Origin of the sequence: Haemophilus parainfluenzae ATCC 33392, assembly GCF_031191205.1 — a bacterium.
Lineage (GTDB): Bacteria > Pseudomonadota > Gammaproteobacteria > Enterobacterales > Pasteurellaceae > Haemophilus_D > Haemophilus_D parainfluenzae.
This window is the reverse complement of sequence record NZ_CP133470.1, coordinates 2,095,944-2,115,665: the sequence shown is the minus strand read 5'-3', so window position 1 is coordinate 2,115,665 and position 19,722 is coordinate 2,095,944. Positions and strand designations below refer to the sequence as shown.

At 39.5% G+C, this 19,722-nt stretch carries 17 protein-coding genes; 10 read left to right on the top strand and 7 right to left on the bottom strand.

Features of this window, described 5'->3' with window-relative positions; genetic code table 11:
* Nucleotides 1-38 precede the first annotated feature (38 nt).
* The gene (nagK, locus tag RDV53_RS10160; protein ID WP_005696343.1) at nt 39-956 is read left to right on the top strand and encodes an N-acetylglucosamine kinase; all 918 of its coding nucleotides are present in this window, start codon (nt 39-41) and stop codon (nt 954-956) included.
* 135 nt (nt 957-1,091) lie between these two features.
* Nucleotides 1,092-2,531: an alanine/glycine:cation symporter family protein gene (locus tag RDV53_RS10155; RefSeq protein ID WP_005696342.1), complete on the top strand. Its 1,440-nt coding sequence runs from the start codon at nt 1,092-1,094 to the stop codon at nt 2,529-2,531.
* 79 nt (nt 2,532-2,610) lie between these two features.
* On the opposite strand, the gene RDV53_RS10150 is transcribed toward RDV53_RS10155, so the two are convergent.
* The 4 genes from RDV53_RS10150 to RDV53_RS10135 all read right to left on the bottom strand — a co-directional run bounded on the left by RDV53_RS10150 (nt 2,611) and on the right by RDV53_RS10135 (nt 6,928).
* Nucleotides 2,611-4,137: a catalase gene (locus tag RDV53_RS10150; RefSeq protein ID WP_005696341.1), complete on the bottom strand. Its 1,527-nt coding sequence runs from the start codon at nt 4,135-4,137 to the stop codon at nt 2,611-2,613.
* A gap of 252 nt (nt 4,138-4,389) precedes the next feature.
* On the bottom strand, nt 4,390-5,589 hold the full coding sequence (locus tag RDV53_RS10145; protein ID WP_005696340.1) for a Bcr/CflA family multidrug efflux MFS transporter: 1,200 nt from the start codon (nt 5,587-5,589) through the stop codon (nt 4,390-4,392).
* 1 nt (nt 5,590) lies between these two features.
* Nucleotides 5,591-6,289, bottom strand: coding sequence for a 16S rRNA pseudouridine(516) synthase RsuA (rsuA, locus tag RDV53_RS10140; protein ID WP_005696339.1), 699 nt, complete (start codon nt 6,287-6,289; stop codon nt 5,591-5,593).
* Between the two features lie 9 nt (nt 6,290-6,298).
* Complete coding sequence (locus RDV53_RS10135; RefSeq protein WP_005696338.1) at nt 6,299-6,928, bottom strand: DUF1919 domain-containing protein; 630 nt, start codon at nt 6,926-6,928, stop codon at nt 6,299-6,301.
* Nucleotides 6,929-7,129: 201 nt separating this feature from the next.
* Here RDV53_RS10135 and RDV53_RS10130 point away from each other — a divergent pair, with 201 nt between their 5' ends.
* Nucleotides 7,130-8,404: a malic enzyme gene (locus RDV53_RS10130; protein ID WP_005697259.1), complete on the top strand. Its 1,275-nt coding sequence runs from the start codon at nt 7,130-7,132 to the stop codon at nt 8,402-8,404.
* 146 nt (nt 8,405-8,550) lie between these two features.
* A complete protein-coding gene (locus tag RDV53_RS10125) occupies nt 8,551-10,476 on the top strand; it encodes an LTA synthase family protein (RefSeq protein WP_032822403.1) in 1,926 nt (641 codons plus the stop codon).
* A 69-nt stretch (nt 10,477-10,545) separates the two neighbouring features.
* Here RDV53_RS10125 and ytfE read toward each other — a convergent pair whose 3' ends face one another.
* The gene (gene ytfE / locus RDV53_RS10120; protein WP_005696334.1) at nt 10,546-11,220 is read right to left on the bottom strand and encodes an iron-sulfur cluster repair protein YtfE; all 675 of its coding nucleotides are present in this window, start codon (nt 11,218-11,220) and stop codon (nt 10,546-10,548) included.
* Nucleotides 11,221-11,430: 210 nt separating this feature from the next.
* Between ytfE and RDV53_RS10115 the strand changes: the two genes are divergently transcribed.
* The gene (locus RDV53_RS10115; RefSeq protein WP_005696333.1) at nt 11,431-12,282 is read left to right on the top strand and encodes an endonuclease/exonuclease/phosphatase family protein; all 852 of its coding nucleotides are present in this window, start codon (nt 11,431-11,433) and stop codon (nt 12,280-12,282) included.
* A gap of 59 nt (nt 12,283-12,341) precedes the next feature.
* Here the strand turns inward: RDV53_RS10115 and RDV53_RS10110 are convergent, their stop codons facing one another.
* Nucleotides 12,342-13,817, bottom strand: a complete 1,476-nt coding sequence (locus tag RDV53_RS10110) for a leucyl aminopeptidase (RefSeq protein WP_005696332.1) — start codon at nt 13,815-13,817, stop codon at nt 12,342-12,344.
* Between the two features lie 104 nt (nt 13,818-13,921).
* Here RDV53_RS10110 and lptF point away from each other — a divergent pair, with 104 nt between their 5' ends.
* Nucleotides 13,922-15,013: an LPS export ABC transporter permease LptF gene (gene lptF, locus RDV53_RS10105; RefSeq protein ID WP_005696331.1), complete on the top strand. Its 1,092-nt coding sequence runs from the start codon at nt 13,922-13,924 to the stop codon at nt 15,011-15,013.
* An 11-nt stretch (nt 15,014-15,024) separates the two neighbouring features.
* Nucleotides 15,025-16,098: an LPS export ABC transporter permease LptG gene (gene lptG / locus RDV53_RS10100; protein WP_041918328.1), complete on the top strand. Its 1,074-nt coding sequence runs from the start codon at nt 15,025-15,027 to the stop codon at nt 16,096-16,098.
* A gap of 86 nt (nt 16,099-16,184) precedes the next feature.
* Here the strand turns inward: lptG and fbp are convergent, their stop codons facing one another.
* A complete protein-coding gene (gene fbp / locus RDV53_RS10095) occupies nt 16,185-17,189 on the bottom strand; it encodes a class 1 fructose-bisphosphatase (RefSeq protein ID WP_005696329.1) in 1,005 nt (334 codons plus the stop codon).
* Between the two features lie 210 nt (nt 17,190-17,399).
* Between fbp and pxpB the strand changes: the two genes are divergently transcribed.
* From pxpB to pxpA, 3 genes are read left to right on the top strand one after another with little or no spacing between them, the layout of a single operon-like run.
* Nucleotides 17,400-18,041, top strand: coding sequence for a 5-oxoprolinase subunit PxpB (gene pxpB, locus RDV53_RS10090; protein ID WP_005696328.1), 642 nt, complete (start codon nt 17,400-17,402; stop codon nt 18,039-18,041).
* Nucleotides 18,038-18,967: a 5-oxoprolinase subunit C family protein gene (locus tag RDV53_RS10085; RefSeq protein ID WP_005696327.1), complete on the top strand. Its 930-nt coding sequence runs from the start codon at nt 18,038-18,040 to the stop codon at nt 18,965-18,967. Before pxpB ends, RDV53_RS10085 begins: the two co-directional genes overlap by 4 nt.
* Nucleotides 18,954-19,691 carry a 5-oxoprolinase subunit PxpA gene (gene pxpA / locus RDV53_RS10080; RefSeq protein ID WP_005696326.1) on the top strand — a complete coding sequence of 246 codons (738 nt, stop codon included), beginning with the start codon at nt 18,954-18,956 and terminating at the stop codon, nt 19,689-19,691. Before RDV53_RS10085 ends, pxpA begins: the two co-directional genes overlap by 14 nt.
* Nucleotides 19,692-19,722 lie beyond the last annotated feature (31 nt).

Genomic DNA, 19,722 nt, shown 5'->3' with positions numbered 1-19,722 from the left:
ATGTTCCAACAATTTTGACCGCTCTTTGAGGAGACAATATGTATTACGGTATTGATATCGGTGGCACAAAGATTGAATTAGCTGCTTTTAATGCAAAATTAGAAAAGCTTTATACCGAGCGCGTGCCAACGCCACAAACAGATTATCAAGATTGGTTACAGGCGATCAAAACGCTAGTAGAACGTGCTGATACCCACTTTGGTGAAAAAGGCACAGTAGGTTTAGGTTTGCCTGGATTTGTTAATTTAACAACTGGGCTTGCTGAAGTGACGAATATTCGTGTTGCAGATAATAAGCCGATTTTAGCCGATCTTGAACGCGTTTTAGATCGTGAGGTGCGAGCAGAAAATGATGCCAATTGTTTTGCGCTCTCGGAAGCTTGTGATGAGGAAAATACTCAATATCCTTCTGTATTAGGGCTTATTTTGGGGACAGGCTTTGGTGGTGGTTTTGTAATTAATGGCAAAATTCACTCAGGACAAGTCGGGATGGCAGGGGAGTTAGGCCACCTTCAATTAAATTATCATGCCTTAAAATTATTAGGCTGGGATAACGCGCCAATTTACCAATGTGGTTGTGGCAATCAGGCTTGTTTAGATACGTATATTTCTGGTCGCGGCTTTGAAATGTTGTACCGTGATTTAAAAGGGGAAGAGTTATCAGCCAAAGAGATTATCGATAGCTTTTATGCGAAAGAGGAAAGTGCGGTTGATTTTGTTCGTATTTTTGTTGAATTAGCGGCGATTTCTATTGGCAATATTATCACGGCATTTGATCCGCATATGATTGTGCTCGGTGGAGGGTTATCGAATTTTGATTATCTTTATGAAGCCCTACCAAAAGCATTACCCGCTCATTTAATGCGTAGTGCGAAAGTGCCACCAATTAAAAAAGCAAAACATGGTGATTCCGGTGGTGTTCGTGGAGCTGCAGCATTATTTTTAAACTGTGAATAGATTTAATCTAAAAATACAGTGAAAATTTGAATAAATTTTATATTATAGGATAAGAATCCAGTTTTTCTTTAAGAAAACTGGATTTTTTCTTTTGTCTCTCTACAATCAGAACATGGATTTTTTAGTGAGGTTTTTATGCTGACAGAATTGGGAAACTGGATTGAACAGGGATTAACATGGGTTATCGAACATTTTGATGAGCCATTATGGAATATCACCATTGTTATTTTATTAGGTGTAGGTCTATTTTTTACCATTACTACAGGGTTAGTGCAGTTACGTCTTTTCCCTACAAGTATTCGTGAAATGTGGTTTGGACGTGCAGCAGAAGGTAATTCTTTAACGCCATTCCAAGCGTTTGCAACGGGACTCGCGAGTCGAGTTGGCGTAGGTAATATCAGTGGTGTAGCAACAGCCATCGCACTTGGTGGCGAAGGGGCAGTATTCTGGATGTGGGTAACGGCATTTATTGGAATGTCGAGTGCTTTTGCCGAATCGACTTTAGCACAGGTATTTAAAATTCAAGATAAAGATGGCTCTTTCCGTGGTGGCCCTGCCTACTATATTACACAAGGTTTAAAATCTCGTTGGTTAGCAGTAGCGTTTGCCCTATCATTGATTTTCACCTTTGGTTTTGCATTTAATTCAGTACAAGCAAACTCAATTGTGGAAGCGACCAAAAATGCTTGGAATTGGCAAGGTGAATATGTTGGTCTTGTTTTAGTGATATTGACCGCCACCATTATTTTCGGTGGCGTAAAACGTATTGCAACCATTTCTAGTAGCGTCGTACCGATGATGGCACTCTTTTATTTAATTATGGCGGTAATTATCTTAGGCATGCATATTGATATGATCCCGACGGTGATAGCTAATATTTACAAAAGTGCTTTTACTTTCCAATCAGCCGCTGGTGGTATGTTTGGTGCTTTAGTCTCCAAAGCCATGATGATGGGGATTAAACGTGGATTATTCTCTAATGAAGCGGGGATGGGGTCTGCACCAAATGCCGCAGCAGCTGCTCACGTAAAACATCCGGTTAGCCAAGGCTTAGTACAAATGCTCGGTGTGTTTGTAGATACGATGATCGTCTGTACTTGTACGGCAGTGATTATCCTGCTTTCTGATAACTATGGTAGTGAAACACTGAAAAGTATTTCCTTAACACAAAATGCATTGCGTTATCATGTCGGGGAGTTCGGTGTACACTTCTTAGCTTTCATTTTATTGCTTTTCGCTTATTCCTCTATTATCGGTAACTATGCTTACGCAGAAAGTAACATTCGCTTTATTAAAAATAAACCTTGGTTTGTATGGGCATTCCGTTTATCGGTATTATTCTTCGTTTATTTCGGTTCGGTAAAATCAGGTAATGTGGTCTGGAATTTTGCGGACACTGTGATGGCTGTGATGGCAATTATTAACCTAGTCGCGATCGTTTTACTTTCCCCGATTGTGTGGAAGCTAATGAAAGATTATCAACGTCAATTAAAAGAGGGGAAAGAGCCTGAATTTAAAATTGACCTTTATCCAGAAATTAAGAAGCGAGTATTAGAGCATCGAATTTGGAAATAAGTGTTCAATGAAATATGAAAGGCGGGGAATTCCCGCCTTTATTTTTAGATTTAAAATCTGCCTATAAAATTGACCGCACTTATAACAATCCACCTTGACCTAATGCTGGGTCAGTTTCACGTGCTTTTAATGCATCTTCAACGGTTAAGCCCAATGCTTTTGCAACACCATCGCCATATGCTGGCTCACACCAGTAGCAGTTACGGATATGACGGTATTTGATGAACTCAGGTGCATCACCCATTGCAGCCGCAGTATTGTTGAACAATGCTTGTTTTTGCTCTGGATTCATTAAGTTAAATAATGCACGCGGTTGGCTGAAGTAGTCGTTATCATCGTTCCGATAATCCCAGTGTGCTGCATCACCATTAATGCGAAGTGGTGGTTCAGCAAAGTCTGGTTGTTGTTGCCATTGGCTGAAGCTGTTTGGCTCGTAGTGCGGTAGGCTGCCATAGTTACCATCTACACGACCTTGTCCATCACGTTGGTTGCTATGAACAGGGCAACGTGGACGGTTTACTGGAATTTGACGATAGTTCACACCTAAACGATAACGTTGCGCATCTGCATAGTTGAATAAACGAGCTTGTAACATTTTATCTGGGCTTGCACCGATACCTGGAACTAAATTGCTTGGTGCAAATGCAGATTGCTCTACGTCAGCAAAGAAGTTTTCAGGATTACGGTTAAGCTCAAACTCTCCTACCTCAATTAACGGATAATCTTTTTTCGGCCACACTTTAGTTAAATCGAATGGATGATAAGGTACTTTTTCTGCATCCGCTTCAGGCATAATTTGTACATATAATGTCCATTTAGGGAAATCACCGCGTTCGATTGCTTCATACAAATCACGTTGATGACTTTCACGATCATTTGCGATGATTGTAGCAGCTTTTGCATCTGTTAAGTTTTTAATACCTTGTTGGGTGCGGAAGTGGAATTTCACCCAGAAACGCTCACTTGCTTCATTCCAAAAACTGTAAGTGTGTGAACCAAATCCATGCATATGGCGATAGCTTGCAGGAATACCACGATCACTCATAACAATGGTTACTTGGTGCAATGCTTCAGGTAATAATGTCCAAAAATCCCAGTTGTTAGTGGCTGAACGCATATTGGTACGTGGATCGCGTTTTACTGCTTTGTTTAAATCTGGGAATTTACGAGGATCACGTAAGAAGAATACCGGTGTGTTGTTACCCACTAAGTCCCAGTTACCTTCTTCAGTATAGAATTTTAAGGCAAAACCACGAATATCACGTTCAGCATCTGCTGCACCACGTTCACCTGCAACAGTGGTAAAGCGTGCGAACATTTCTGTTTTTTTACCTACTTCGCTGAAAATTTTTGCGCGAGTATATTTAGTAATGTCGTGTGTGACAGTAAAGGTACCAAATGCACCGGAGCCTTTAGCGTGCATACGACGCTCAGGAATAACCTCACGTACGAAATCAGCTAATTTTTCATTAAGCCATAAATCTTGAGAAAGTAATGGACCGCGAGGACCGGCAGTCAAACTGTTTTGGTTATCAGCTACCGGTGCGCCATTGCCCATAGTCAAGTTTGTAGTAGATAAATGCGAAAAAGGGCATTTTGAACTCATAGTTAACTCCTTGTATGAATAAATAGAGGGATAAATTTCGTAAATATCATACAAAAAGGTTTTGGCGATTAAAATCTATTAAATTAATCAAGGTAATCTATTGTTGTGGGGTTGATTTGAGTTTTGTGTAAAATTTAATGAAAGACTGTTGTATTCACTTTAAATTACATAAAAATACTATTCTAAATGAAACAATTGCTCCCATGCATACCTAATAATTATTTTATTAGCTATGAACAAAATTTTTAGTATTTAGCTGCTTGAATTAGAATGTCGATAAGTCAGAAAATAGTAAGAGAGGGCTGAAATAACCACGCAAGCTGTCATTGTATAGAGCATTGGTGCAGCTGTTTCCATTTTAAAGCTTGCTACTAGAGAACCCATCACCGCACCGACACCAAAACGGACACTTCCCATTAATGAATTGGCAGTCCCCGCCATAGTTGGGAATTTCTCTAAAATGGAGGCTGTGGCATTGGACGATATGAGCGGGTTTTGTCCGACAAAAAAGGCTACGCCAATAGCCATTGACCAAAAACCGAAATCCAAAAGTGCGGTTAAAAATAACCAAATTCCAGAAATAAATTGTACCGCAATACCAATTTGTAACATGGTTTCCGCACCTAACTTCAGCACAAACTTCCCATTTAAATAAGACGTGGCTGTCATAATAGCGATATTAATCATAAAGAAATAGCCGAATTGATCGACTGGAATACCATAAATACCGATATAGACAATCGATCCCGCAGTGACGAAAGCAAATAAACCACCAAAACCAAAAGAGGCGGCCGCCATATAACCTAATACTTCTTTTTGTTTTGAAAGCATCATGAAGTTACGGGCAATGATATTTAGGCGAAGTGGAATACGATTTTCTTGTTTATGGGTTTCAGGAATAATGAAAAAGACGAGCAATGCTGCAAGAAATCCCATCGCACCGATCACATAAAAGATCATGTGCCAATGGAAAAATTTCACAATATATCCGCCAATTACTGGTGCAACAAGCGGTGCAATCATAAAGACAAGTGTAATGGTGGACATGACTCGAGAAAGCTGATCCTTGCTAAATAAATCCCGTAATAATGCCCCTGAAAGCACAACGGGTGCAGCACCAAAGAAACCTTGAATGAAACGTAGTGCAGTGAAGCTACCAATAGAATGAATGCCGGTTAAAATAATAGCGGTGATAGCACCAATAATGACACCTAATAAAATAATCGGTTTGCGACCAAAACTATCGCCAAAGGGCCCCCAGAATAATTGTCCTGCCGCCATGCCGTAAGCAAAGAATGTCAGCGTGTACTGAACTTGCTCGGAGTTGATATTTAAGTCTTCAGCAATATTTAAAAAGGACGGAATATACATATCCACACCCAAAGGCGGTAGCATCGAGAGGATGCCGAGTGTGGCGATAAAAATAAAGGTAGGTTTAATATTTTGGCTCATATTATTTCACTAAATTGTCAATTTCTTCCTGTGTGAGTGGACGAAATTCGCCTTCTTCTAAGCTTTCATCTAATTCAACATTACCAATTCTCCAACGATGTAGCGCAACCACTTTATTACCAAGCGCCGCAAACATTCGTTTCACTTGGTGATAGCGCCCTTCAGAGATAGTCAGATTCACGTTGTAATCATCTAATACTTCTAATTTCGCCGGCTTAGTGGGTTCTTTTTCACCACGTAGCAGAATGCCTTCTTCACAGGCTGAAGCATAATGGTTTTCAACCGGATCGGCTAAAGTGACTAAATAGGTTTTTTCGCATTGATGTTTGGGTGAAGTAATACGATGTGACCATTGACCATCATCTGTTAATAGCACGAGCCCAGTGGTATCCACATCTAATCGTCCAGCGCTGTGTAACTTGCCAGAAAGAGGCGGTTCAAAGAATTGATAAATAGTAGGATAGTCGTCATCATCATGAGAGCAAACATAGCCCTGAGGCTTATGCAACATAAAATATTGGCCTTCTTCTACCCAAGACAACAATTCATCTTCAAAATAAATCTCATCTTCTTGGCTAACTTTGGTCGCCCCATTTTTCACAATTTCATCATTAATTTTGACCGCACTTTGGCGAATGGCCTTGGTGGCTTGTGAACGGGTTAAGCCTGTATTCTCGGCAATAAATTTATCTAGTCGCATCGTAAACTCTTATTTTTGATTGAACCAGCTGACGTAATCAAACTGATCGTAATATTTTTCACCATTCCAACCGGAAAAAGTAAATAAATCGCCCACTTCGCCTTCGTTTTCAAAGCCTTTAATGTAGAAAGCGGATTTTAATTCGGGATATGGCTTATGGGTAAAGACGACTTTGTTTGGATAAGGCAAGTTATCGAAGGCTTGCAAATCCTCATATTTTGCACCTTTTCCACCATCTTTATCTGTCATCATTATAAATAAGTTATCGAAATCTAAACGCTGTGAGCGCGCATCCCATTTTTCCTGAGCTTCTTGTTCGGAGTGGTAGTGCATAAAGTGCACTTTAAGATCACCTAATAGGCCAACTGGATACGGTTTTTCTGTTTGTATAAATTGAAGCGGTTGTGCTTGATAGAATGTGATATTTTGTAGATATCGAACAAAATCGCTTGGGTCTAAATAAAGGTTAACAAACGGAGAATTAAAAGGCTGATTGAGGTCGTGCAAAATAAATGCACCGACACAGTTTGCAGAAATTACTGACATGCCTTGGTTGGTTAACCGTTGTTGGAAGGTTTTGTTAATCGCTTTCCGTTGTAATTTATTGATGGCACTTCTAAATTTAGAAAACAAACTCATTATTTACATCCTGCATGTTTTTTGCGACATAGTAACGTTTTTGGTTCGAAATGTGAAGAAAAGACAAAAAGTGCGGTCGATTTCACTCATATTTTTGTAATAAATTTGTAAAATTTTTGCGGTATGTCACAAAATTCTCTTAAAAAGAGAGTATAATGGCGCAAATTTTATTTAACCTAAGTGAAAATGGAGTATATTTATATGAGCGAACAATTGCGCCAAGCTGCATTAGATTTTCATGAATTCCCAATTCCAGGAAAAATTGCTGTCACCCCAACCAAATCGTTAGAAACCCAACATGATTTAGCCCTTGCTTATTCTCCAGGTGTTGCAGAGCCTTGTCTCGAAATTGAAAAAGATCCTTCAGCTGCAAGCCGTTATACTGCACGTGCTAATTTAGTGGCTGTGATTTCAAATGGTACTGCTGTATTAGGTTTAGGAAATATTGGGGCACTTGCCTCCAAACCTGTTATGGAAGGGAAAGGGGTATTGTTCAAAAAATTTGCCGGTATCAATGTATTCGACATTGAAATCAATGAACATGATCCAGATAAATTAATCGATATTATCGCTTCATTAGAACCTACTTTTGGTGGGATTAACCTTGAAGATATCAAAGCACCGGAATGTTTCCACATTGAAAAAGCATTGCGTGAACGAATGGGAATTCCGGTATTCCATGATGACCAACATGGTACTGCCATTATCGTCGGTGCAGCAGCATTAAACGGTTTAGAAATTATTGGTAAAAATATTGCAGATGTTCGCTTAGTAGTAAATGGCGCAGGTGCTTCAGCTATTGCTTGTACTAACTTGCTTCGTGCATTAGGTTTCAAAAAAGAAAATATCACCATGTGTGACTCTAAAGGTGTGATTTTCAAAGGCCGTGGCGATAACATGGATGAAACTAAACAATTTTATGCCATTGAAGATAATGGTTGGCGCACATTAGCTGATGCCGTTAAGGGAGCCGATGTGTTCTTAGGTTGTTCTAAAGCGGGTGCGTTAAAACCTGAAATGGTGAAAACCATGGCGGAGAATCCATTAATTCTTGCATTGGCTAACCCAGTACCTGAAATTACGCCTGATGAAGCGAAAGCAGTACGTCCAGATGCGATTGTTTGTACTGGTCGTTCAGACTTTCCAAACCAAGTTAATAACGTGCTTTGTTTCCCATTCTTATTCCGTGGTGCACTAGATGTAGGTGCAACAGCGATTAATGAAGAAATGAAATTAGCGGCTTCTCATGCCATTGCGAGTCTTGCGAAAGAACCGGTTCCATTAGAAATTATTGCTAATTATGGTGCGTTATCATTTGGGCCGGATTATGTAATTCCGACTCCGTTCGATCCTCGTTTATTATTTACAGTGTCTTCTGCTGTAGCGAAAAAAGCAATGGAAACAGGTGTGGCAACCCGTCCAATTACCGATTGGGCAGCTTATGAAAAACAATTAAAAGCATTAGTTGCAGCTTAATCCTTCTCTTTCAAAGTGCGGTCAAAAATGATGATGTTTTTAACCGCACTTTGTGTTTTTTTATCTGTCTATGGAAAGAATGGCACATTAATGTGCTTTAAATTAATCAACGGGTAGTGATTCCCTTAGGACTTATGAGTGTCAAAATGAAACAAACACGTTCTCCTTTATATCCGATTTTTCTCTTCGTCATCATTAATCTGATTATTTTCACCTTGTCTCGTCTTGGGCTTGCGATTTGGCAGGCAGACCGCGTCTCTGCGGTAGCGGGCTGGGGGCAATTATTCTTACAAGGCTTGCGTATGGATATCGTGGCTTTGTGTTATCTATTTGGTGTGCCAGCATTATTTACGGTGTTATTTCATAATAGCCGTATTTGGAAAATGATTTTACGTATCTGGCTTACCCTTGGTAGTGTGTTTATTCTGTTTATGGAACTCGCGACACCGGCATTTATCGAAACCTATGATTTCCGTCCAAACCGTCTGTTTATCGAATATTTAATTTATCCGAAAGAAGTCTTTTCAATGTTGATGGAAGGCCATTTAACTGCGGTCATTTTTAGCCTTATTTTTACCGTTGTTGCATTCGTTTGCTATTGGAAACTGTCTGGTTATGCGGTGAAAAATTTACGCCCAATGAGCTGGAAATTACGTCCTGTTGTAGCCTTGCTTGTGGTTGCAGTTGCTTTTTTAGGTGCACGTTCTAGTTTCCAACACCGTGGTGTCAACCCTGCAATGGTGGCTTTTTCTTCCGATGGTTTAGTGAATTCTCTTGTGTTGAATTCAGGCTATTCAGTTCTTTATGCGGCACAGCAATTTAAAGATGAAGGTTCATCTTCCGAGGTGTACGGCAAAATGGATACCGATGAAATGTTGCGTATTGTTAAAGCAAGCCGTGGCCGTCCTGAAAGTGATTATATTTCAGATAAGATTCCAACCTTAACGAAAAACCAAGCCACTTACCAAGGTAAACCGAAAAATATTGTCATTATTTTGGAAGAAAGTTTTGGCGCGCAATTTGTTGGTACATTAGGCGGAAAACCACTTTCACCTGAATTTGATAAATTAGCCAAAGAAGGCTGGTTATTTGAAAATCTCTATGCGACTGGTACGCGTTCTGTACGTGGTATTGAAGCTACTACAGCAGGTTTCACACCAACTCCAGCACGTGCGGTAGTGAAATTGAATAACAGTCAAAGTGGTTTCTTTACCATTGCAGATTTACTTGCTAAACAAGGTTATAACACTTCTTTCATTTATGGTGGTGAAAAGCACTTTGATAACATGGCAAGCTTCTTCTATGGCAACGGCTTCCAAAATATTATCGATCAAAAGGATTATCAAAATCCGAAATTTACTGCGACTTGGGGCGTGAGTGATGAGGATTTATTTGATAAAGCGAACGAAACCTTTACCCAATTACAGAATGAAGGAAAACCATTCTTTAGCTTAGTATTCAGTTCAAGCAATCACGATCCTTTTGAATTTCCGGATGGTAAAATTGAGCTTTACGAACAACCAAAAGCAACCCGTAATAACAGCGCAAAATATGCGGATTATGCCATTGGTTATTTCTTCAAATTAGCGAAACAATCTAATTATTGGAAAGATACCGTGTTCTTGGTGATTGCAGACCATGATTCCCGTGCAGCGGGTGCAAGCTTAGTACCAATTAAGCATTTCCATATTCCAGCGTTAATTTTAGGGGATCATGTTGAGCCTCGCCGAGACAGTCGTTTAGTGAGTCAAATTGATATGCCGACGACTTTGCTTTCTATTGCGGGCGTAAGCGGTAATTATCCAATGATTGGCTTTGATTTAACGCAAGATGTGAATCCTGATCGTGCCTTTATGCAATTCGATCAAACGCAAGCGTTAATGAAAGGTAATCATGATGTCGTTATCCAAACACCAAATAGTAAAGCAAAAGGCTATGTGTATGATAAAGAAAAAGATACATTGACTGAAAAAGAGGTGCCGGAAGAAATGAAAAAAGAAGCCTTGGCACATGCTTTACTTGGCAGCTATTTGTATAAAAACCGTTTATATAAAGGCAGTGAAGAGAAATAAAGTGCGGTCAGTTTTAGGCTAATTTTAAAGGGCGAATGATTTCGCCCTTTTTCTTTATATGATTTTCGCTTAGTGATTTTCAGCAATCACACGTGGGAATAAAATATTATTTTCACGATGAATATGCATCATTAAATCGTCAATAAATTCTTGGATACCGCTGTAAAGTGCAAGCCATGTATTACAAGCATCTGCCGGAGGCGTCATATTGTTTGTTAATGATTTCAAAACTTCCAAATGTTCGCCATGTTCAGCATGTTCCATTTCCATCATACGAATTGGCATTTGTGCCATCATATAATTACCCGCTTTGATCATTGGGAAAAGCACATGCTCTTCTTTCATCATATGGTTGCTCAAATCCTCATAGACATTGCGTAATTCAGCCGCAACACCCATTGGACAATCTTCACGATCGCCATGAACACTTTCTACACGATCCGCTAAGACGATTAATTCTTGAAGTTGTTCACGATGGCGTTGATGGTAGCGAACTAAAATATGATCGATAATTTCAGGATAAGTTGCATTAACCCAATATTCTTCAGGGTTTTCTGCTTTGCTATTTTGAAGCTCGGTTAAACGGGTTTCAATTTCTGCTAAATTTAATCCTTTTTCTGCCGCTGCATTTGCAAGTGTATCGGAACCACCACAGCAGAAATCCAAATCGTATTCACGAAGTAGGGAAGTTGAGCCGGGTACGCTGACAGCGATTTCACTTAATTTTTTATCTCCAAAAGACATAATGAATCTCCTTATTGATGAGGTAGAGTTAGAAGTTGAGTAAAATACTAAGATAATAAAAGGAAAATGCAACGGTTTTTTTAGCAAAGTATGATTTAAATCAAAGCTAAAAGTTAAAGTTACCGTGTTGTAGGTATCGAGGAGTATTAAAAGTGAAAGTTGCATTGCTTTGATGAGGTGTTATTATTCGAGCATAGAGAGAGGATAATCATGAAGCGAATCTATCGATTTTTATCTGCTGGCTTGATGCTAGTAGTTTTAGGGGCTGGATATTTTTTTACGAATTTAACGATTTTTGACCGTACATTTATTCAACTAAAAACGTCACAAAAAGTGAGTTATATTCCTTTTAAAAACAAATTAAATATGAAATGTGACAAGGCTGATTATTCGGTGCCTAAATTAGCCAGTTCTCGTTTTAATTTGATAACTTGGAATGTACATAAAGGGCAAGATAAAGGTTGGCAAGAGGATTTAGAACGACTCTCTAAACAGGCTGATTTTGTGTTATTGCAAGAGGCGACACAATATCAAAATTTAAGTACATTTTCGACCGCACTTTTTGTGTCCTCTTTTTCTTTTAATGAGCTCTTATCAGGTGTCAAGACATTCACCCAAACACAACCCGAATGGTATTGCGGTGGTGGTGTAGCAGAACCAATAATTCAAATTCCTAAAGTGGCAAGTGTAATGAATTTGCCATTAGAAAAAGGCAATAGCTTGCTGCTTATCAATGTGCATTTAATTAATTTTGAATGGGAGATTTCAGCTTATCAAACCCAGTTAGAACAGCTTTTCTCACTTATTGAAAATTATCAAGGCTCCATCGTTATGGCGGGGGATTTTAATGCATGGAATGAAGATCGTCTTAATTTAGTGAATAATCTGATGCGAAAATACGGACTAGATTCTGTGGCGCTCTCTCAAGATGAGCGAGTGCGATTTTTAGGCTATCCACTGGATTATATTTTTACGCGAGGCGTAAAAGTGGTCAGTGCGACATCAGAAGTGGTTACTTCATCAGATCATAATCCATTATTGATGACGTTTGAATTGGAATAAAGTGCGGTCAGGTTTTGGGGAAATTTTAGGGCTAACGTTATGTTAGCCCTAGGTCTTAATTATTTAGTTTGGTTAATTAAGAATTGCGTTAATAAAGACACCGGACGACCCGTTGCACCTTTATTTGCACCTTGAAGCCAAGCTGTCCCCGCAATATCTAAATGCGCCCAAGTGTATTTTTTCGTAAAATTAGAGAGGAATGCGCCCGCAGTAATTGCACCGCCCCAACGACCGCCAATATTAGCTAAATCGGCAAATGGTGATTTTAATTGCTCTTGATATTCTTCACTTAATGGTAAACGCCATGCTTTATCGGTGGTTTGCTGTGCTGCTTGTAATAACTGTTCGGCTAAGACATCATCAGTTGAAACTAAGCAGCTGTTATGTTGACCTAACGCCACTACGCAAGCACCTGTTAGGGTTGCGACATCAATCACATATTGCGGTTCAAAACGTTCTACATAGGTGAGCGCATCACAAAGTACTAAACGTCCTTCCGCATCTGTATTTAATACTTCTACGGTTAAACCGTTCATCGTGGTGAGAATATCACCTGGGCGATAAGCATTGCCATCAGGCAAGTTTTCACAACCCGCTAATACGCCGATAACATTGAGTGGAAGATTTAATTCTGCAATGGCTTTCATTGTACCGAAGACAGAAGCAGCACCACACATATCGTATTTCATTTCATCCATATCTGCGGCAGGTTTTAAAGAAATTCCGCCCGCATCAAAGGTTAAACCTTTACCCACTAACACGATTGGTTTTGCGTTTTTATCAGGCGTATTGTTGAAATGTAAAATAGACATATAAGCTGGGTTTTGTGAACCGCGAGATACGGCTAAATACGCATTCATGCCAAGTTTTGTCATGTCTTCTTCATCAACCACATCGAGGGAAAGTGCAGTTGATGTTTCAGCTAATTTTTTAGCTTGTTCTGCTAAATAAGCCGGTGTACAAATATTAGGTGGCATATTCGCGATATTACGAGCAGCTTTTACACCATTTGCAATGGCTTGAGCTTCTGCGATGGCTTGCTTAGCTTGTGCGTCATCGATATTAAAAATGATTTCTTGAAGTGAGATAGCATCCGCTTTTTTACTTTTAAATTCATCAAATTGATAAAGGCTATGTTCGATGGTTTCAACAGTAAAACGCACATTCCAAAATAGATCGCGGTCTTTGATTTTCACATCCGTTAAATTATTTACCACTTGTTGAATATTTAATTCTTTTAATGTTTGGGTAACACGTTGGATGATTTGTTTAAATTGGCGTTCAGTCGTTTCACCTTTTTTGCCACAACCTGCGACTAACACGCGTTTAGCGGCAAGATTTGGTAACGAATGAAGCAGAGTCGCTTGGCCAATTTTGCCTGAAAGATCTTGGCTTTGGGCTAACTGACTGAGGTAACCTTTTGTGATTTGATCAATTTCATTGAAACTTTTTGTCAATTCATTGTTCTCATAAATGCCGATGATAATGCAATCGGTTGATTGAGAAAGTGCGGTTGAGTTTGCTTGATATTTCATGTTATTTCCTTATGTTGCTAATTTGCTATTTAAATCAGTCGAAATAAGGTATCATACGCCATCTAAATTAGCCAGTTTCCCATGTGTTTTAGTTAGAAAAAAGAATGATATTAACCCGATACTTAACAAAAGAAGTCTTTAAAAGCCAGATTGCGATTTTGTTTATTTTGCTTTTAATTTTCTTCAGTCAACAACTTGTTCGCGTGCTTGGTTCAGCGGCAAATGGTAAAGTGCCTGCGGACCTTGTGTTCTCTTTACTCGGATTAGGGATGCCGACAATGGCGCAATTAATGCTGCCATTATGTTTATTTATCGCTATTTTGCTAACTTTCGGTCGTCTCTACGCAGAAAGTGAAATTACGGTGATGCGTGCTTGTGGTGTGGGACAACGTATTCTTGTGCGCGTGGCGTTAATTCTCTCGTTATTTACAGCAGGCTTGGCGGCTTACAATGCTTTATGGCTTTCTCCATGGGCCATTCAAAAACAAGCGGCAATTGTCGAAGATGCCAAAGCAAATCCTACCATGGGTGCCTTGACTTCAGGTCAATTTATGTCCACGAGTAACAATAATTTCGTCTTATTCATTGATAAGATTAACGGTAATCAAATCAGTGATGTTTATCTTTTCCAAATGAAAGCCAAAGGTCAAACGAAACCATCAGTGGTTACCGCTGAAAAAGGAGAGTTAAAAGCGTTACCGAATGGCGACCAAGTACTGAATTTACAAAATACCTTACGTGTAGAAGGGACTTCGGTACTGCCTGATTTCCGTATTACGCATTTTGATGATTATCAAGCGTATTTAGGCCATCAAGAGACAAATACAGAAAGTGATGAAGCGGCTGAATTATCTTTTGAACAATTATTAAAAGATAAAAGCTCCGCAGCCAAGGCAGAATTACATTGGCGAATAACCTTGATTTTAGCCGTGCCTTTAATGGCGCTTATTGCTGTACCAATGAGTAAAGTGAATCCTCGCCAAGGCCGTTTTGCGAAAATCTTACCAGCATTATTGCTTTATTTAATTTACTTCTTATTACAAAGCTCATTTAAATCTGCGGGTGGTGCAGGTAAGCTTGATGCGGGTTTATTAATGCCGTTGGTAAATATCGCCTTTTTAATTTTAGGAATTGTGCTGAATAGTTGGGATAGCACTGCTATGCATAAATTCCGTCGTGTATTCAGAAAAGGGTAATAACAATGTTGATGAATACTCTTGATCGTTATATCGGTAAAAGCATTTTAGGGGCAATTTTTGCCACGCTATTTACATTGGTTGGCCTTTCGGCAATTATCAAATTTGTAGAGCAATTCCGTAGCGTAGGGAAAGGTTCTTACGATATTTGGCAAGCGGTGGCTTATACAGGATTAACCATTCCTAAAGATGTAGAAACCTTTTTCCCAATGGCGGCCTTGTTAGGAGCCTTAATTGCTTTAGGTAATTTAGCCAGCCGTAGTGAATTAGTGGTCATGCAATCTGCGGGTTTTTCTCGCTTTAAAATTGGATTAGCCGTCATGAAAACGGCACTTCCACTGGTGCTTTTTACCATGATTATTGGTGAGTGGGGGATTCCACAAACTGAACAGTTTGCCCGTGATATGCGTACTCGTGCACTTTCCGGTGGTTCAATGCTTTCGGTAAAAAATGGTGTATGGGCAAAAGACGGTAATAATTTCGTGTATGTTCGTCGTATTACCGATGATGCACAATTAGAAGATATTTATATTTATACCTTTGATGAACAGCGTAATCTCACTCATTTGAAGCATGCAAATCAAGCACAATATTCTGCTGAAAATAATCAATGGCAGTTGCGTCAAGTGAATAATTCAGCGGTATCAAAAGAACAAATTACCACAACAAACCGTTTAACAGAAGATTGGGCAACAAGCTTAACGCCAGATAAATTAGGCGCAGTTTCATTACGTCCAACGTCATTATCTATTTCCGGTTTGTATGAATATATTGCTTTCTTAAAACAAACAGGACAGGATTCTCGCCGTTTTGAATTAACCTATTGGCGTAAGATTTTTCAGCCCCTTTCTGTAGGTGTAATGATGATGCTTGCGTTATCTTTCATCTTTGGTTCATTACGTAGTGTCACTGCAGGAGCGAGAATCGTAACGGGGATTTGTTTTGGTTTCTTGTTCTATGTCGTCAATGAAATTTTTGGACAAATGAGTGTGGTATTTAATGCGCCAGCTTTTTTAGGTGCACTAATGCCAAGCCTCTTGTTTATGGCGATTATTTGGTGGCTACTTGCAAGAAAACGAGATTAATACAAAAAATGAAAAAGGCGAACATATAAAGTTCGCTTTTTTGTTCGCTAAAAAAGTGCGGTTAAAATTGACCGCACTTTAGGAATTTAATCTTCTTTAAATTCTCTCATCATTTCTTCGGCTTTTTTCACCATTTCTGCGGAACCGATGAAAAGTGGTACACGTTGGTGAAGTTCACTTGGTTGAATATCTAAAATTCGATTGTAACCATCAGATGCAATACCCCCCGCTTGTTCTGCTAAGAATGCCATTGGATTGCCTTCATAAAGCAAACGAAGCTTACCATTTGGATAGTTAGTTGCACTTGGATAAATGTAGATACCGCCTTTTAATAAGTTACGGTGGAAGTCTGCCACTAATGAACCAATATAACGTGACGCATAAGGTCGGTTAGTTGCTTTATCTTCCTCTTGGCAATATTTAATGTATTTTTTTACCCCTTGTGGGAATTTAAGATATTGTCCTTCGTTGATGGAGTAAATTTTACCGTCTTTTGGCATTTGCATATTTTCATGAGAAAGACAGAAGGTACCGATAGATGGGTCATAAGTAAAACCATTCACGCCGTGGCCTGTGGTGTAAACCAACATAGTGGACGAACCATACACGATGTAACCCGCAGCCACTTGTTTATTACCCGGTTGCATAAAGTCTTCTAAGGTAACTGGTGAGCCAATTGGGGATACACGACGATAAATAGAGAAGATTGTCCCAACTGAAACGTTTACATCAATATTGGATGAACCATCAAGAGGATCGGTCAAAATAATATATTTCGCATTACGAGCACGTTCAGTATCAAAAGCGATAAAGCTTTCTTCTTCCTCTGAAGCAAAACCAGCCACTTCTTCGCGTGACATGAGGGCTGCATTCATGGTGTTATGGGCGAATAAGTCCAATTTCATTTGGCTTTCACCTTGTACGTTTTCGATACCAGACTGACCAAGGATATTGGTTAAACCAGCTTTGTTAATATCACGATGAATGATTTTTGCTAATAAACGAATAGAAGACAAAATACCACTAAGTTCCCCTTTGGCGTTTGGGTACTCTGCTTGGCGTTCAACAATAAATTCACTCAATGTTTTCATTTTTATTCCTTTTTTATCATTGTTAAGTAACAGATATTTTAATTATACGCTATTTCATAATTTTGATTGAGATCAAAATATGAATAATGAGATCTGCATCACACTTTATTTTCAATACAAAGCCTTGACAAAAGCTATAAATATCCTTTAAAAGAGAAGCGTAACAAAAAAATAACAAACAACACAACATCACAATACAAAGGGTATTCTATGAATATAACCCCGATAAGCGAGTCAGCGGTGGTTTGCTCTTTACCGCCCCCAGCTTCACTCCAACAACAACGCCAACTCTGGGCGTTTGCCAATCAACTACAGTCTGAGCAAGATATTGTAGAAGTTGTCGTGGGAATGAATAATCTTACGGTCTTCACTGATTTTTATGTGGATTTTGGTCCGTTTATTCAACGCTTGGAACAACATTGGACAGAATTGAAAGTATCCACTTTTCAAGGTCGTCATATCGAAATCCCGGTAATTTATGGCGGTGAATTAGGTCAAGATTTATGTGAGGTCGCCAAATTACATAACACGACGCCCAAAAAGATCGTTCAAATGCACAGTGAGTCCATCTATACCGTGTATATGATTGGTTTCCAACCTGGCTTTCCCTATTTAGGTGGTTTGCCCAAATGCTTACACACGCCTCGTCGAGCCACACCAAGAACTGTTGTTCCTGCAGGTTCAGTCGGCATTGGTGGAGCTCAAACCGGCATTTATCCCTTTGCTTCTCCAGGAGGATGGCAATTAATCGGTCATACCAAGCTAGCACTCTTTGATAAAAACCAAGCTCAACCCACTTTATTGCAAGCAGGTGATACGGTGAAATTTGTCGTGGAGGGCATTGAACTATGATTCATGTTATTGATGTGCAATCTCGTGCCACAATTCAGGATTTAGGCCGTTTTGGTTTACGTCGATTTGGCATTAGTCATTGTGGGGCGATGGATAAATTAGCATTACGTGCAGGTAATATTTTACTCGGGAATGCTGAAGGAGCCCCAGCAATCGAAGTGCCTTTAGGTGGCATTACATTACAATTTCATCAAGATATGAATTTTTGTATCACGGGGGCATTTTATGAAATGACTTTAGATGATAAACCGGTTTTTGCCTATTGGCGTTATCAAGCTAGAGCGGGACAAGTGCTGAAAATGGTACGTGCCAAAATTGGTATGTATGGCTATTTATGTGTTCAAGGTGGTTTTATCTTACCCCAAGAATTGAACTCTTGTAGTACGGATCTTCGAGCTCAAATAGGTGGCATAGAAGGGCGTTGTTTACAAGTTGGCGATCAATTGCAAACGGTAAATGATCCTATTTTACGTAGTGAAATTGGGATTGCACCCATTCCACTTAAGCATACGATCCATGCGTTACCGTCCTCTGAATATCAAGCCTTTAAACGAAAATCTCAATATTATTGGTGGCGAAGTAAATGGACGTTGCAAAGTAGCAGTGATCGCATGGGCTATCGTTTTCAAGGGCAAAAATTAGAATTAAAGCAACCTCTGGAAATGCTGTCTCACGCGATTCAATTTGGTAGCGTACAAGTGCCACCAAGTGGTCAACCAATTATTTTGATGGCTGATGCGCAAACTACGGGCGGTTATCCCAAAATTGCCAATGTGATCGATGCGGATCTTGGTGCGTTGGCACAGGTACGTTTAGGATCAACCATTCAATTCGAGGCTGTTAGTTTAGAACAGGCCGCAAAATTACGTCGTAAAAATGAGATATACCTCGATCAAATTAGGAGAATTGTCGATGAAAAAAATTGATTTAAATGCCGATATTGCCGAAGGGTTTCCTTTTGATGAGGCCTTATTGAAATTACTTTCTTCTGCCAATATAGCTTGCGGTTTACATGCTGGTGGAGCAAAAGAAATGCAAAGTGCGGTCAGATTTGCGAAAGAAAATCAGGTACGCATTGGGGCTCATCCTGGCTTTCCAGATCGAGAAAACTTTGGGCGTACTAAGATGGATTTACCTGAGCAGGAATTAATTGCGCATTTGCGTTATCAGCTTGGCGCATTAAAAGCGATTTGTGATGGGGAAGGGGCGGAAATTAGTTATGTTAAGCCGCACGGTGCTTTATATAACCAAGCGGCAAAAGATGAAAAGCTTTCTCGCCTAATTGCTCAAACCGTTTATCAGTTTGATCCATATTTAAAATTAATGGGATTAGCGGGCAGCTTAATGCTACGTATAGCCGAGGAAGAAGGTTTGCAAAGCATTTCAGAAGTATTTGCAGATCGTCATTATATGCCTGATGGAAGTTTAGTGCCTCGTTCGCAACCGAATGCAATGGTGGAGTCTGATGAGGAAGCCATTCAACAAGTGTTACAAATGGTAACAGAAGGTCAAGTCAAAGCCATTGATGGAAGCCTTGTGCCAGTAAAAGCAGAAAGTATCTGTTTACATGGCGATAATCAACATTCTCTACAGTTTGCGGAACGCATTGTGGAAGAATTAGAAAAAAATCATATAACAATAACGGCATAAGCCGAATAAACATAATACACAACATCAACTT

Coding starts and splice junctions, on each gene's coding strand:
- pxpB (WP_005696328.1), top strand. CDS start 17,400: ATGAATATAACCCCGATAAGCGAGTCAGCGGTGGTTTGCTCTTTACCG.
- RDV53_RS10110 (WP_005696332.1), bottom strand. CDS start 13,817: ATGAAATATCAAGCAAACTCAACCGCACTTTCTCAATCAACCGATTGC.
- lptG (WP_041918328.1), top strand. CDS start 15,025: ATGAATACTCTTGATCGTTATATCGGTAAAAGCATTTTAGGGGCAATT.
- rsuA (WP_005696339.1), bottom strand. CDS start 6,289: ATGCGACTAGATAAATTTATTGCCGAGAATACAGGCTTAACCCGTTCA.
- pxpA (WP_005696326.1), top strand. CDS start 18,954: ATGAAAAAAATTGATTTAAATGCCGATATTGCCGAAGGGTTTCCTTTT.
- fbp (WP_005696329.1), bottom strand. CDS start 17,189: ATGAAAACATTGAGTGAATTTATTGTTGAACGCCAAGCAGAGTACCCA.
- RDV53_RS10085 (WP_005696327.1), top strand. CDS start 18,038: ATGATTCATGTTATTGATGTGCAATCTCGTGCCACAATTCAGGATTTA.
- RDV53_RS10145 (WP_005696340.1), bottom strand. CDS start 5,589: ATGAGCCAAAATATTAAACCTACCTTTATTTTTATCGCCACACTCGGC.
- RDV53_RS10135 (WP_005696338.1), bottom strand. CDS start 6,928: ATGAGTTTGTTTTCTAAATTTAGAAGTGCCATCAATAAATTACAACGG.
- nagK (WP_005696343.1), top strand. CDS start 39: ATGTATTACGGTATTGATATCGGTGGCACAAAGATTGAATTAGCTGCT.
- lptF (WP_005696331.1), top strand. CDS start 13,922: ATGATATTAACCCGATACTTAACAAAAGAAGTCTTTAAAAGCCAGATT.
- ytfE (WP_005696334.1), bottom strand. CDS start 11,220: ATGTCTTTTGGAGATAAAAAATTAAGTGAAATCGCTGTCAGCGTACCC.
- RDV53_RS10150 (WP_005696341.1), bottom strand. CDS start 4,137: ATGAGTTCAAAATGCCCTTTTTCGCATTTATCTACTACAAACTTGACT.
- RDV53_RS10155 (WP_005696342.1), top strand. CDS start 1,092: ATGCTGACAGAATTGGGAAACTGGATTGAACAGGGATTAACATGGGTT.
- RDV53_RS10125 (WP_032822403.1), top strand. CDS start 8,551: ATGAAACAAACACGTTCTCCTTTATATCCGATTTTTCTCTTCGTCATC.
- RDV53_RS10130 (WP_005697259.1), top strand. CDS start 7,130: ATGAGCGAACAATTGCGCCAAGCTGCATTAGATTTTCATGAATTCCCA.
- RDV53_RS10115 (WP_005696333.1), top strand. CDS start 11,431: ATGAAGCGAATCTATCGATTTTTATCTGCTGGCTTGATGCTAGTAGTT.